We start from the raw sequence: 13,943 nt of genomic DNA on the forward strand, positions 1-13,943 counted from the left end.
GGGCGGGCGGGTCTCAGGCGCGGAGGCGGAGGCCTCTCGGGGTGGCGACGAAGCCGGCCGCCTCCAGGGGGCGGGCGAGGGGGGAGGTCAGGGCCGTGGCGCCGTTGATCCGCTCCACCGTGACCGTCCCCAGCGAGCCCGCCCGCGCCGAGGCGGCCAGGGCCTCGGCCGCCGCCGTCAGCGCGGGATCGTCCGGCTCGGTCGGCCAGGAGAGGAGCGTCTTGCCGCCCCGCTCCATGTAGAGCGTGAGCTCGCCGTCGACGAGGACCACCATCGCGCCCGCCTTGCGGCCGGGCTTGTGTCCGGCGTCGGTCGGCGGCTCGGGCCAGGACAGCGCCGCCCCGTACGCGTTCGCCGGGTCGGCCGCGGCCAGGACCAGCGCGCGCGGGCCGGCCGCGGCCTCCGCACCCCGGTCGCGGGCCGTCGCCGCCGCCCGCAGCCGGTCCACGGCCCCGTCCATCGCGAACTGGGCCGCGCCCAGCCCTTCCACCACATAGCCCCGCCTGGCCTGACCGCTGTCCTCGAAGGCGGACAGGATGCGGTACGTCGCCGAGAAACCGCCCTCCACCCCCTCGGCGGCCACCGCGCCCCGGGTGACCACGCCGTGCCGGTCCAGGAGGGTACGGGCGAGGGCGTGCGCCCTGTGGGTCGGCTCCGGCTCGGGCGGCGGCAGCAGTGCCCAGCGGCCCGAGACCGTCGGCGGGCCCGTACGCGAGGCGGGGCGGGCGGCGGCGCCCAGCGTGCCGTACCGGCCGCGCGGCACCGTCCGGCGCGCGCGGTGGGCGGTCGCCCCGGCCGTCCGGCCCGAACCCAGCAGCGAGCGCAGCGGGGCGAGGGTGTCGTTGGTGAGCCGGCCGGACCAGGCCAGGTCCCAGAGCGCGTCCGCGAGCTGCGGATCGGTGACGTCCGGGTGGGTGGTGGCCCGGACCTGGTCGGCGATCTGCCGGAAGAACAGCCCGTACCCGCCGGAGAGGATGGTGAGCACCGACTCGTGCAGCGCGGACAGCTCCAGCGGGTGCGGCGGCGGGAGGAGCAGCGGGGCCGCGTCCGCGAGGTAGAGAGAGACCCAGCCGTCCTTGCCGGGCAGCGAACCGGCACCGGCCCAGACCACCTCGCCCGTGGTGGTCAGCTCGTCGAGCAGCGCGGGGGAGTAGTCCCGGACGCGGGACGGCAGGATCAGCTTCTCCAGCGCCGAGGCGGGCACGGGCGCGCCCTGGAGCTGCTCGATCGCGCGGGCGAGGCCGTCGATGCCCCGCAGGCTGCTGCCGCCGAGGTGCTGCCACTGGGGCAGGAAGGTGGCGAGCGCCGCCGGGGGCACCGGCTCCAGCTCGTGGCGCAGGGCCGCGAGGGAACGGCGGCGCAGGCGGCGCAGCACGGCCGCGTCGCACCACTCCTGGCCGATGCCGGAGGGATGGAACTCGCCTTGGACGACCCGGCCGGCGGCGGCGAGCCGCTGGAGCGCGCCGTCCGTGACCGCGGCGCCGAGACCGAAGCGGGCGGCGGCCTGCGAGGAGGTGAAGGGGCCGTGCGTGCGCGCGAAACGGGCGAGGAGGTCGCCCAGCGGGTCCTTCACCGGCTCGGTGAAGGCCTCCGGCACACCGACCGGCAGGGCCGTGCCCAGGGCGTCACGGAGCCGTCCCGCGTCCTCGATCGCCGCCCAGTGGTCGGCGCCCCCGATCCTGACCCGGATCGCGCGCCGGGCCAGGGCCAGGTCGGGCGCCCAGCCCGCCTCCGCGCCGCGCTCGTCGAGCTCGGTCTCGGTGAGCGGGCCGAGGACCCGCAGCAGATCGGCGACGCCCTCCATGTCCTTGATCCGCCGGTCCTCCGTCAGCCACTGGAGCTCCCGCTCCAGCTCGGTGAGGACCTCCGGGTCGAGGAGCTCCCGCAGCTCGGCCTGGCCGAGGAGCTCCGCGAGGAGCCGGGAGTCGAGGGAGAGCGCGGCCGCCCGCCGCTCGGCGAGCGGTGAGTCGCCCTCGTACAGGAACTGCGCCACGTAGCCGAAGAGGAGCGAGCGGGCGAAGGGGGACGGTTCGGGGGTGGTGACCTCGACGAGCCGGACCCGGCGGGCCTCGATGTCGCCCATCAGCTCGGTCAGACCGGGGACGTCGAAGACGTCCTGGAGGCATTCGCGGACGGCCTCCAGCACGATCGGGAAGGAGCCGAACTCGCTCGCCACCTGGAGGAGCTGGGACGCGCGCTGCCGCTGCTGCCAGAGCGGAGTGCGCTTGCCCGGGTTCCGCTTGGGCAGCAGCAGGGCGCGCGCGGCGCACTCGCGGAACCGGGAGGCGAACAGCGCGGAGCCGCCCACCTGGTCGGTGACGATCTGCCCGATCTCGCCCTTGTCGAAGAGGGCGTCGGCCGCGCCGATGGGCGCCTTGTCGGCGTCGTACGTCGTGTCCAGGTGCCGGCCGGGGTCCACCGGCTCGTGGTCGAGGAGGTCGAGACCCATGTCCAGACCCATCAGATCGGCGTCCGGGAGGCGCAGCACGATGCCGTCGTCCGCGTGCATCACCTGCGCGTCCATGCCGTACCGCTCGGCGAGCCGCGCGCCGAGCGCCAGCGCCCATGGGGCGTGCACCTGCGCGCCGAACGGGGAGTGGATGACGACCCGCCAGTCCCCGAGCTCGTCCCGGAACCGCTCGACCAGGATCGTCCGGTCGTCGGGGACGTGGCCGCAGGCCTCGCGCTGCTCCGAGACGTACGCGAGGACGTTGTCCGCGGCCCAGGCGTCCAGGCCCGCGGCGATCAGCCGCAGTCGCGCGTCCTCCGGCCCGAGGGCGCCGAGCTCCCGGAGGAAGGCGCCCACCGCGCGCCCCAGTTCGAGCGGGCGGCCCAGCTGGTCGCCCTTCCAGAACGGCAGCCGGCCCGGCACGCCGGGGGCGGGGGTGACCAGCACCCGGTCCCGGGTGATGTCCTCGATCCGCCAGGACGTGGTGCCCAGTGTGAAGACGTCACCGACCCGCGACTCGTACACCATCTCCTCGTCGAGCTCGCCGACCCGGCCGCCGCCCTTCTTCGGGTCGGAGCCCGCGAGGAACACGCCGAACAGGCCCCGGTCGGGGATCGTGCCGCCCGAGGTGACGGCGAGCCGCTGCGCGCCCGGGCGGCCCGTGACCGTCCCGGCGACCCGGTCCCAGACCACGCGCGGGCGCAGCTCGGCGAAGGCGTCCGACGGGTAGCGGCCGGCGAGCATGTCGAGCACGCCCGTGAACGCCGAATCCGGCAGCGAGGAGAAGGGCGCCGCGCGGCGCACGACGGCCAGCAGGTCGTCCACCTGCCAGGTGTCGAGCGCGACCATCGCGACGAGCTGCTGGGCCAGGACGTCCAGGGGGTTGGCGGGGATCCGCATCGACTCGATCGAGCCGGACCGCATGCGCTCCGTGACCACGGCCGCCTGCACCAGGTCGCCGCGGTACTTGGGGAAGACCACGCCTGTCGACACCGCGCCGACCTGGTGCCCCGCGCGGCCCACGCGCTGGAGCCCGGAGGCGACCGAGGGCGGCGACTCGACCTGCACGACCAGGTCGACCGCGCCCATGTCGATGCCCAGCTCCAGGCTGGAGGTGGCCACCACGGCGGGCAGCCGGCCCGCCTTCAGGTCCTCCTCCACCTGGGCGCGCTGCTCCTTGGACACCGAGCCGTGGTGGGCCCGGGCGAGCAGCGCCGGCGCACCCTGCGCCGCTCCCGACTGGGCCATGACCTGGGCCGGCGGCGCCCCCTCGGGGAGGGGCTCGCCGGTGGCCCGCTCGTACGCGATCTCGTTCAGCCGGTTGCAGAGGCGCTCGGCGAGGCGGCGGGAGTTGGCGAAGACGATCGTCGAGCGGTGGGACTGGACGAGGTCGGCGATCCGCTCCTCGACGTGCGGCCAGATCGACGGCTTGTCGCCGCCGTCCTTCCCCTCCGAGGCCGGGGAGCCTCCGAGCTCGCCCATGTCCTCGACAGGGACGACGACGGAGAGGTCGAACTCCTTCTCCGACGGGGGCTGCACGATCTCCACCGCGCGGCCGGGGGACAGATAGCGGGCCACCTCGTCCACCGGGCGGACCGTGGCCGACAGGCCGATCCGGCGCGCGGGGCGCGGCAGCAGCTCGTCGAGCCGCTCCAGGGAGAGCGCCAGGTGCGCGCCCCGCTTGGTGCCCGCGACCGCGTGGACCTCGTCCAGGATGACCGTCTCCACCCCGGACAGGGCCTCCCGGGCGGCGGAGGTCAGCATCAGGAACAGCGACTCGGGGGTGGTGATCAGGATGTCCGGCGGCCGGGTCGCGAGGCTCCGGCGCTCGGCGGGCGGGGTGTCGCCGGAGCGGATGCCGACCCGGATGTCCGGCTCGGGCAGCCCGAGCCGGACCGACTCCTGCCGGATGCCGGTCAGCGGGGAGCGCAGATTCCGCTCGACGTCCACGGCGAGCGCCTTCAGCGGCGACACGTACAGCACACGGCAGCGCTTCTTCGGCTCGGCGGGCGGCGGGGTGGACGCCAGCCGGTCCAGCGAGGCGAGGAAGGAGGCCAGTGTCTTGCCCGAGCCCGTCGGCGCGACGACGAGCACGTCGGAGCCCTCGCCGATGGCCTTCCAGGCGCCTTCCTGCGCCGCCGTGGGCGCGGTGAAGGCCCCGGTGAACCAACCACGGGTCGCGGGGGAGAACGAGTCGAGCGCGGACCTGACCATGCCCCCCATCGTGCACCCGCCCACTGACAACCGCCCGGACCTGGGGAAATCCGCTCGCGGCCGGGCGTCGGTGAGGGGTCCGGGCCGGGTCCGGTGAGGGGCCGGGGCTCGGGCCGGTGAGGGGTCCGGGCCGGGGGCCGCGGTGGGCGCCCGGGGGAGCCCCTGGCGCAGAATGGAGGCATGGCGAGCGGGGAGCGGGCACGGTACTGGCAGTACTCCGAGCTGCCCGGGGTCGACCTGCTGCACGCCCACTACATCCACAAGGCCTTCGCCCGGCACACCCACGAGAGCTTCGTCTTCGCCGCGATCACCGAGGGCGTCGAGGCCTTCCACTACCGCGACGAACTGGTCCACGCGGGGCCCGGGCAGATCGCCCTGGTCAACCCCGACACCCCGCACACCGGGCACGCGGGCGTGCCCGAGGGCTGGACGTACCGCACGATCTATCCGGACGCCGGGCTCGTCCGGTCGATCGCCGAGGACACCCTCGCGCTGCGCGGCTCGGTCGGCTTCACCTCGCCCGTCGTCGACGACCCGTACGCCGCACGGCTCGTCGTGGGCGTCCACCGGGCCGCGGAGGAAGGCAACGCGCTCGCCGCGGACAGCCTGCTCCGACTCGTCACGGCACGGATGCTGCGCAGCCACGGCGGACTGATCACCCCGCTCCCCGCCCGCTCCGCCGGCGCGCGGAACGCGGCACGCGCGCGTGCCCTCCTGGAGGAGCGGATGGCGGACCCGCCGACCCTGGAACGGCTCGCCACCGACCTCGGCACCAGCCCCTTCGCCCTCCTGCGGGCCTTCCGCGAGGCGTACGGGATGCCGCCGCACACCTGGCTCACCGACGCGCGCGTGCGCCGGGCCAGGCGGCTGCTCGACGCCGGGACGCCACCGGCGGACGCGGCCGTCGCCGTCGGCTTCACCGACCAGCCCCACCTCAACCGGCACTTCACCCGGAGCGTCGGGGTGCCGCCGGGCGCCTACCAGCGGGCGCGGAGCGCCCGAGGCGCCGCGGGTGGGACAGCGGGCGGCGGTGCAAGAACGTACAAGACCGGGCAGCGGTCGCGTACGTAACGTCTCTGACGTGGCAGAACAGACAGCACCTCCCGTCATACGGGACGACAGGGCGCGGGCCAAGCCCGACGCGGCCGTCGTCCGCGACGCCCTCGGCGTCGGCGTCGCCGTCGGACTCTCCGGCTTCGCCTTCGGCGTGACCTCGGCCGGCGCCGGTCTCACCCTCGCGCAGACCTGCGTGCTCAGCCTCCTCGTCTTCACGGGCGCCTCGCAGTTCGCCCTCGTCGGCGCGCTGGCCGCGGGCGGCAACCCCTTCACGGCCGCCGCCGGGGCCTTCTTCCTGGGCACCCGCAACGCCTTCTACGGGCTGCGGCTCTCCCAGCTCCTGGCCCTGCCGAAGGCGGTCAGGCCGTTCGCCGCGCACTGGGTGATCGACGAGACGACCGCGGTCGCGCTCGCCCAGCCGTCCCGGCGGGCCGCCCGGCTCGGCTTCACCCTCACCGGTCTCACGCTGTACGTCCTCTGGAACCTGACCACGTTCCTCGGGGGCCTCGGGGCCGAGGCGATCGGCGACACCGCCGCCTGGGGCCTGGACGCCGCCGGTCCCGCCGTCTTCCTGGCCCTGCTCGCCCCCATGCTGAAGTCGGCCACCGAGCGCGCCACCGCCGGGATCGCCGTCCTGCTCGGCCTCGGGCTGCTGCCCGTGCTGCCGGCCGGGGTCCCGGTCCTCGCGGCGGCGTTCGCCGCGCCCTTGGTGTTGTGGTTCCAGGGCCGCCGCATGAGCAGGGACGTACGAGACGAGGACCTCCGATGAACGTGTGGATCGCCATCGGCCTGACCGCCGTCGGGTGCTACCTGGTCAAGCTCCTCGGCCTGCTCGTCCCCGCGGGCACGCTGGAACGACCGCTCGTCCAGCGGCTCGCGGCGCTGCTCCCCGTCGCCCTGCTGGCCGCGCTCACGGCGCAGCAGACCTTCAGCACGGGCGGCTCCCTCGTCCTCGACGCCCGGGCCGCCGGACTCGCGGCCGCCGCCCTCGCGCTCGTCCTGCGCGCTCCCTTCCTGGTCGTCGTGGGCGTGGCCGTCGTCGTCACGGCGGGGGTACGGGCCCTGGGCTGGTGAAGGCCCGGGCCCCGGGGAACCGCCCCGGCCACGTCGAGGGAGGTTCCGTCAGTCGACGGGGCGGCCGTGCGCGCGGAGCGTGCGGAGTGCCTCGACGGTGACGATCGGGCGCCATTCCAGGGCCGATCCCGGGGCCCAGGCCCGCCAGCGGATCGGCCAGCCGCCGTCCTCCTCCTGGTCGGCCGCGAGCCGGTCCAGCGAGCGGGCCATCTCCTCGTCCGTGAACCAGCCCGCCGCCAGCGAGTGCGGCACGCGCGCGTAGTCGTGCGGGAAGTGGTGCTCGCCGGGCGCGTACCCGTCCGGGACCGGGTAGTCCTCGGGCCGGTCCGGGTCCAGGACGGCGAGCCGCTGCTCGCGCACCAGCCTCCCCAGCCGGTCGGCGGCCGCCTCGGCGCGCGAGCGGTCCGGGGCCCCGTCCAGGAAGGCGACGGCGGCCTGGACCTCGTACGGATGGGACTTCTCCAGCGACTCCACGGCGGCCCAGCAGTACTCGGTGGCCCGGAACAGCCACGCGTGCCACACCTGGTTGCGGTGGAGCAGCCCGACCACCGGGCCGGTCGTGAGCAGCGAGCTCGGCGGGGAGTCGACGACCGGCACGTACGGCGCCGACGCGTAGCCCCGCTGGGACGGGTGGATCGCCGGGAGCGCCCCCTCGTGCGTCGAGATGTCGGTGAGGTAGCGGCAGATCCGCTCCACGCGCATGCCGCCGCAGCGGCCGATCGACTCCAGGACCCGGAGCGCTTGCGCGGTGTGGAGGGGCTGGCTGACCGGTCCGCGCAGATCGGGTTCGAGCGCGTGGCCGTAGCCGCCGTCCGCGTTCAGGTACGCCGTGAGGGCCGTCTCGACCTGGTCCGCGCCACCGCGCAGGAAGTGGTAGGAGAACCGTCGCTGTTCGAGGACGCGGGCCGTCAGCCAGACGAAGCGCTCGGCGCGGGCCAGGGGAGTCGGGGGCGGCGGGGAGAGGGGTTTTTCGGCCATGCTCCGACGGTAGGGCGGAAAGTCGCGGTGACAAGGCCTGCGGAGCGGGCTGCACTCTTGGGAGCGGGATACTGGCGTCATGCGGTTGACGATTTTCTGGGAGCGGATGGCGGACCACTTCGGTGCGTCCTACGCGGATTCCTTCGCGCGTGACCATGTGATGACGGAGCTCGGCGGGCGGACGGTGCGGGACGCCCTGGATGCCGGCTGGGAGGCCAAGGACGTGTGGCGGGCCGTCTGCGCCGCCGTCGACGTACCGGCCGACAAGCGATGAGTGGCCGGTTGACGATGGGGTGACCGGGGCCGGTGTGCGGGGTCCCGGGGGGAATGTCCGCGCGGTGCGCGAGACTGGCGGGGTGGCCCCGACTGACGACAACGAAAAGACAGCCCCGACCGATCCGACCGATCCGACTGATCCGGTCGGATCGGCGGATTCGGCCGGCATGACCGGCCCGACGGGCTCGGTCGACCCGGCCGTGACGGCCGGGACGCCCGTCGCCGTGGGCTCGACCGCTCCACCGGCGGCTCCGCAGGCCGCGCGCATGCCCCGCTGGCTGCCCCGTGCGCTCGTCCTGGCCCTCGCGCTCTACTCCTGCTTCCTGCTGGGCAACTGGGCCTTCCACCAGCTCATCGGGCTTCTCGTCAACATCCTGCTCGCGTTCTTCCTCGCCCTCGCCATCGAGCCGGCGGTCGGGCGCATGGCGGCGCGCGGGATGCGCCGGGGTCTCGCCACCTTCCTCGTCTTCTTCGGCGTCCTGATCTTCAGCGTCGGCTTCGTCGTTCTCCTCGGCTCGATGCTCGCCGGGCAGATCGTGGACATGGTCGAGAACTTCCCCAAGTACCTCGACTCGCTGATCAACTGGATCAACGTGAACTTCCACACCGAGCTATCGAGGGTCGAGGTCCAGGACAGCGTCCTGAGCTCCGACTGGCTGCAGAAGTACGTGCAGAACAGCGCGGCCGGTGTGCTCGACGTCTCGGCCACGGTCCTGGGCGGCCTGTTCCGGCTCCTGACGATCTTCCTCTTCTCGTTCTACTTCGCGGCAGACGGGCCCCGGCTTCGGCGTGCGCTCTGCTCCGTACTGCCGCCCGCACGGCAGACCGAGGTGCTGCGGGCCTGGGAGATCGCGGTCGACAAGACCGGCGGCTACCTGTACTCGCGCGGCCTGATGGCGCTGATCTCCGGCGTCGCCCACTTCATCCTCTTCGAGATCCTGGACGTGCCGTACGCGCCCGCGCTCGCGGTCTGGGTCGGCCTGGTGTCGCAGTTCATCCCGACCATCGGCACCTATCTGGCCGGCGCCCTGCCGATGCTCATCGCCTTCACCGTCAATCCCTGGTACGCGCTGTGGGTGCTCTGCTTCGTCGTGATCTACCAGCAGTTCGAGAACTACCTGCTCCAGCCGAAGCTCACCTCGAAGACGGTGGACATCCACCCGGCGGTGGCCTTCGGTTCGGTGATCGCGGGGACGGCGCTGCTGGGTGTCGTCGGAGCGCTGATCGCGATTCCGGCCGTGGCCACCTTGCAGGCCTTCCTCGGCGCTTATGTGAAGCGGTACGACGTGACGGACGACCCGCGCGTCCACGGCCACCGGAGGTACGGCGAGGCGGTCGTGGCCCGGCTGCAGAAGGCCCTCCACCACAAGAAGGAGGCCTCGTCGTCGGAGGAGTCCTGACGGGGGACTCCTGACCGCCGGTTCTCTGGCGGCCGGTTCTCCGGCGGGGCGTCTTCGTCGTGGCTCAGAGGTACGACGGGCGGGTGACCCGGTGCCGGAAGGCGTGCCACGTCCAGGCCTGGACCGCCACGAGGAGCGGGGTGACGACGAGAAGGGCGGGGACGAGCAGGGCCAGCGTGGCGGGGGAGGCGGCCTTCTCGGCCAGCGGGAGGCCCGTGCCCGCCGCGAGCGGCAGCCCGCCGAGGAGGACTCCCGTCAGGGCGAAGGACTGCCACGGACGTCCGGCGCGGCCGACGACCTTGCGGGCCCGTTCATACGGGATTCCCGTGAGCCGGAGCGTGGCGAACCCCAGTCCGTGCGCGGCGAACAGGGCGGCCACGGCCAGGGCGGTGAGCACGGCCGTCGCGCCGGTCGCCGGCGCGTAGGGCCGTCCGGTGAGCAGCGCGGCGAGCAGCCAGCCCCAGGACAGGGCGACCGTCCAGCTCCCGCACGTCACGGCGGTGTCGCAGCCGGCGCGCCAGCGCGGCCCCGGGCCCCGGCCGCGAGACCAGAGCCCCACGTCCCGGACGATCCAGCCGGCCAGCAGGCCGACGAGCACCGGGGCCTGGCCGCTCAGGAGCTCCCCTTCGAGGGCGGGGAAGCAGCCGACCAGGACGCCAGCGGTGGCGACCAGCCAGACCTCGTTGCCGAGGAAGAAGGGCGCGAAGGAGGCGAGGACGAGGCGCCGCTCGCGGTCCCCGCGGCCGAGCCAGGGGGTGAGCATGCCGGTGCCGATGTCCGCTCCGGCGAGGACGAACCAGCCCGCGGCGAAGAAGGCGAGCAGGACGATGGCCAGGGTCTCCACGGGGGCTCCTCGGGGCGGCGACGGGGTCGGTGACACGTACGCGGTGGGGCGGTGACCCGTACGCGGTGGGGCGGTGACCCGTATGCGGCGGGCTGGTGACTCGTCCGCGCGGTGGGGTGGGTGGCTGGGGTCGCGGTGGCCCGGCAGCACGTCGGTGACGGGCTCAGTAGCGCGGGGCGGGCAGCGCGTCCGCGGGATCGGAGGAGGGCGGGCCCTCGCTCGCGCCCTCGTCGGAGCCGTCCGGTCCCGGATCGTCGCGAACCGGCCGCTCGTCGTGGCCGAGCCCGGACTCCACGGGGCCGCGGCGGGCGTGCCGGGCGAGGAGCCAGGCGTTGAGGAGGGCGAGCAGGGCGAAGACCGTGGCGAAGACCGTGAGGGAGAGCCGCATGGTGCCGGGGGAGAGGTCCGAGACGGCGTCCTCCGTCTTCAACAGCCCGTAGACGACCCAGGGCTGCCGCCCGGACTCCCGGAAGACCCAGCCGCCGATCATCGCGAGGTACGGCAGCGGCACGGCGGCCATCAGGACGAGGTGCCAGAGCCGGAACCGGAAGACGACCTTCTTGAAGCAGGCCAGGATCACCCCGGCGAAGCACAGGTACATCATCAGGCCGAAGCTGATCAGCATGACCAGTCCGCCGCCCCGGGTCCACGCCTCCGAGGGCACGTAGTCGCCCGGCCCGAAGCGGGCCGACAGCTCCGCCTGGAGCCGGGCGATCTCGGCCGCCTTTCCGCTGAACACGGCCGACTTCATCGGCTGGAAGGTCGTGAGGGTGGAGAACTGGATCCCGCCGAAGACCGCGGCCGTCATCAGCGCGGGTGCGGAGACGAACACCCCGATCCGCAGGCTGCGCCCGAAGAACTCCCACTCGGCGCTGCGGCGGAAGAGGTGGTACGCGCTCACCCCGGCCATGAAGAACCCGGCGGTGAGCAGCGCCCCCGAGAGGACGTGCCCGAAGGCGAGGAGCGCCGAGGGGTTCGTCAGGACGGCGACGGGGTCGTCGAGGACGAGCTCGCCGTTCTCGGAGGAGTACCCCACGGGGTGGTTCAGGAAGCCGTTGGAGACGAGGATCCAGTACGCCGAGAGGTAGGCGGTGAGGGCGACGATCCAGATCGCGGCCAGATGGGCCCAGCGGTTGAGCCGGTGCCAGCCGAAGACCCACAGACCGAGGAAGGTCGACTCGACGAAGAAGGCCACGATGGTCTCCACCGCGAGGGAGGCGCCGAGGATGTTGCCCGCCTCGTGGGTGAGCCCGCTCCAGGCCATGCCGAACTGGAACTCCATCACCAGCCCGGTGACGATCCCGACCGCGTAGTTGATCACGTAGAGCTGGCCCCAGAAGCGCACCATCCGTGCGTCCTGTGGCTTGCCGCTGATCGTGGCCCGGGTCTGGAGCGCGGCCACCACGGTGACCAGGCCCAGCGTGAGGGCGACGAAGAGGAAGTGGCCGCCGGCGGTGAGCGCGAACTGTAGCCGTGCGAGATCGAGTACGTCCTGATTCACCCCGTCAGTGTCGGTGTACGGTCACGGGCCCGGCGTCGGCCCGGGGAGGACACCTGACGTACCCCACGGGTTGTGCCGGCGCACGCGCGCGTACCCCGGGAGTTGCGGCTCAGGACCACGCCCCCTAGGGGTCAGGCCAGCCAGCCCGGGGTGATCATCCCCGACTCGTACGCCAGGACCACCAGCTGCGCGCGGTCGCGGACGGCCAGCTTGGTCATGATCCGGCTGACGTGGGTCTTGGCGGTGGCGGGGGAGAGGACGAGCCGGCCGGCGATCTCGTCGTTGGAGAGCCCCGCGCCCACCAGGCCGAGCACCTCGCGCTCCCGCTCGGTGAGGGCGTTCAGACGGGGGCTCGGGTCCGGCTGCCGCCCGGCGCCGCCGGCGCGCTCGGCGAACTCGGCGATGAGACGGCGGGTCACGGCGGGGGCGATCAGGGCGTCGCCGCGCGCCACGACCCGTACGGCGTGCAGGAGTTCCATCGGCTCGGTGTCCTTGACCAGGAAGCCCGACGCGCCCGCGCGCAGCGCCCCGTACACATGGTCGTCGGCGTCGAACGTGGTCAGGACGACCACCCGGACGCCTTCGAGCCGCTCGTCGGAGGTGATGCGCCGGGTGGCCTCGAGGCCGTCGAGCACGGGCATGCGGATGTCCATCAGGACCACGTCCGGGAGGAGTTCGCGGGCGAGGGCGACCGCTTGTTCGCCGTCCCCGGCCTCGCCGACGACCTCGATGTCGTCCTCGTCGGACAGGATCGACCGGAAGCCGGCCCGGACCAGGGTCTGGTCGTCGGCGAGCACGACACGGATCATCGGGGATCCCCTTCGGGAGCGGGTGTTGTGGGTGGCGCCTCAGGTGCCTCTGTTGCCGTGTGTGTTGCGGCGGGTGTGGTGAGTGGGAGATGGGCGTCGACGAGGAAGCCGCCGTCCGCGTTCCCGGCGGTGAGCTCGCCGCCGAGCGCGCGGGCCCGTTCCGCCATGCCCCGGATGCCGCTGCCCGAGGGGCCGCCATCGGGCGCGCCCCCGCCGTCGTCGGCGATGCGCAACCGCAGCACGCGCGCGCCCGCGTGCGTACGCGTGGCTGTGCCGGAGCGGTCGTCCCAGTCGAGAGCGATCCGCACGGTACGGGCTCCCGAGTGCCGGGTCACGTTCGTCAGCGACTCCTGCACGATCCGGTACGCGGCGAGGTCGACCGGCGGCGGCAGCGGCACGGGCGTGCCGGTGACGCTCGTACGGACGTCGAGTCCCGCGCTCCGGGCCCGCTCCGCGAGCTCGCCGAGGAGGGCGAGGCCGGAGGCCGGGGAGGTCGGCGTGGCCTCGTCGGCCCGGCGGAGCACGCCGAGCGTGGCCCGCAGCTCGCGCAGCGCGTCCTTGCTGGTGGACTTCACCGCTTCCAGGGCCTCGGCGGCGGTGGCGAGCCCGGCCTCGGGGGCCGGATTCTTGCTCAGCCGGTGCAGTGCGGCGCCGGACTGGACGTGGATCAGCGAGACGCTGTGGCCGAGGATGTCGTGCAGCTCCCTGGCGATCCGCAGCCGCTCCTCGGTGGCGCTCTGCCGGGCCCGTGCCTCCTGCTCCCGCTCGGCGGCGAGCGCGCGCTGTTCGACCTCGTGCAGATACGCGAGCCGGGTGCGCTGGGCCCGGCCCACGGCGACGAGGCTGATCAGCCAGCCGGCCAGCATGGCGAGCGAGGTGTCGTCGATCTGCCGGTGCCCGGGCTGCTGCCGGATCTCGCCGAGGCCGACCGCGAGCAGGGTGACGGCGGCGAGCGCGACGGCGGCGGCGAACCGGCCCTCGGCGGCGGTGGTGTACAGCGCGAGCGCGAAAGCGATCATCAGAGGGCCGTCCGCGGCGGACAGCGGGTAGTAGACGACACAGGCGAGCAGCGTGACGACGGCGACGGCGACCGGTTGCCGTCGCCGGAAGAAGAGGGCTCCGCAGCCGATCAGGACGAGCGCCCAGCCGAGCACCGCGCGGAGCGCCGATTCGCTCGTGTACCGCATGGAGACGAGCGTCCAGACCACCACGACGACCAGGACCGCGCCGGCCACGAGCGCGTCGACGGTCCGGGGCGGCAGGCGGCCGCTCGGGCGGTCGCGGAGGGCGAGGGGCATGCGTCGAAGAATAGGCGCCGGGTGGCCGCGGGGCCCGCGTCCGG

11 protein-coding genes are annotated in these 13,943 nt (G+C 73.9%); 5 read left to right on the forward strand and 6 right to left on the reverse strand.

The annotated features are described in order from the left end of the window. Positions 1–13: 13 nt before the first annotated feature. Positions 14–4,663, reverse strand: coding sequence for an Lhr family ATP-dependent helicase (locus tag SGA01_RS08150; protein ID WP_141294786.1), 4,650 nt, complete (start codon positions 4,661–4,663; stop codon positions 14–16). A 180-nt stretch (positions 4,664–4,843) separates the two neighbouring features. On the opposite strand from SGA01_RS08150, the gene SGA01_RS08155 reads away from it, so the two are divergent. Genes SGA01_RS08155 through SGA01_RS08165 form a run of 3 tightly spaced genes read left to right on the forward strand, consistent with a single transcriptional unit; the run spans position 4,844 to position 6,793 of the window. Continuing rightward, positions 4,844–5,734, forward strand: coding sequence for an AraC family transcriptional regulator (locus SGA01_RS08155; RefSeq protein ID WP_141294788.1), 891 nt, complete (start codon positions 4,844–4,846; stop codon positions 5,732–5,734). A 10-nt stretch (positions 5,735–5,744) separates the two neighbouring features. Further along, complete coding sequence (locus SGA01_RS08160; RefSeq protein WP_141294790.1) at positions 5,745–6,488, forward strand: AzlC family ABC transporter permease; 744 nt, start codon at positions 5,745–5,747, stop codon at positions 6,486–6,488. Continuing rightward, a complete protein-coding gene (locus tag SGA01_RS08165; RefSeq protein ID WP_055641017.1) occupies positions 6,485–6,793 on the forward strand; it encodes an AzlD domain-containing protein in 309 nt (102 codons plus the stop codon). Before SGA01_RS08160 ends, SGA01_RS08165 begins: the two co-directional genes overlap by 4 nt. A gap of 48 nt (positions 6,794–6,841) precedes the next feature. Here the strand turns inward: SGA01_RS08165 and SGA01_RS08170 are convergent, their stop codons facing one another. Further along, a complete protein-coding gene (locus SGA01_RS08170; protein WP_141294792.1) occupies positions 6,842–7,771 on the reverse strand; it encodes a hypothetical protein in 930 nt (309 codons plus the stop codon). A 79-nt stretch (positions 7,772–7,850) separates the two neighbouring features. Here SGA01_RS08170 and SGA01_RS08175 point away from each other — a divergent pair, with 79 nt between their 5' ends. Together SGA01_RS08175 and SGA01_RS08180 are read left to right on the forward strand one after the other, a co-directional pair. Continuing rightward, positions 7,851–8,045, forward strand: coding sequence for a DUF3046 domain-containing protein (locus SGA01_RS08175; protein WP_055641015.1), 195 nt, complete (start codon positions 7,851–7,853; stop codon positions 8,043–8,045). A 268-nt stretch (positions 8,046–8,313) separates the two neighbouring features. Next, positions 8,314–9,447, forward strand: a complete 1,134-nt coding sequence (locus SGA01_RS08180; RefSeq protein ID WP_141295327.1) for an AI-2E family transporter — start codon at positions 8,314–8,316, stop codon at positions 9,445–9,447. Between the two features lie 64 nt (positions 9,448–9,511). On the opposite strand, the gene SGA01_RS08185 is transcribed toward SGA01_RS08180, so the two are convergent. The 4 genes from SGA01_RS08185 to SGA01_RS08200 form a co-directional block, all read right to left on the reverse strand. Next, entirely contained in the window at positions 9,512–10,291 is a 780-nt protein-coding gene (locus tag SGA01_RS08185) for a cytochrome d ubiquinol oxidase subunit II (protein WP_141294794.1), read from the reverse strand. A gap of 163 nt (positions 10,292–10,454) precedes the next feature. Then, complete coding sequence (locus SGA01_RS08190) at positions 10,455–11,792, reverse strand: cytochrome ubiquinol oxidase subunit I (protein ID WP_141294796.1); 1,338 nt, start codon at positions 11,790–11,792, stop codon at positions 10,455–10,457. Between the two features lie 131 nt (positions 11,793–11,923). Next, positions 11,924–12,601 carry a response regulator gene (locus tag SGA01_RS08195; RefSeq protein WP_055641012.1) on the reverse strand — a complete coding sequence of 226 codons (678 nt, stop codon included), beginning with the start codon at positions 12,599–12,601 and terminating at the stop codon, positions 11,924–11,926. After that, complete coding sequence (locus SGA01_RS08200) at positions 12,598–13,899, reverse strand: sensor histidine kinase (RefSeq protein WP_141294798.1); 1,302 nt, start codon at positions 13,897–13,899, stop codon at positions 12,598–12,600. The genes SGA01_RS08195 and SGA01_RS08200 overlap by 4 nt, the downstream gene beginning before the upstream one ends. Positions 13,900–13,943: the final 44 nt, after the last annotated feature.

It is taken from the genome of Streptomyces gardneri (assembly GCF_006539185.1).
Taxonomy (GTDB): Bacteria; Actinomycetota; Actinomycetes; order Streptomycetales; family Streptomycetaceae; genus Streptomyces; species Streptomyces gardneri.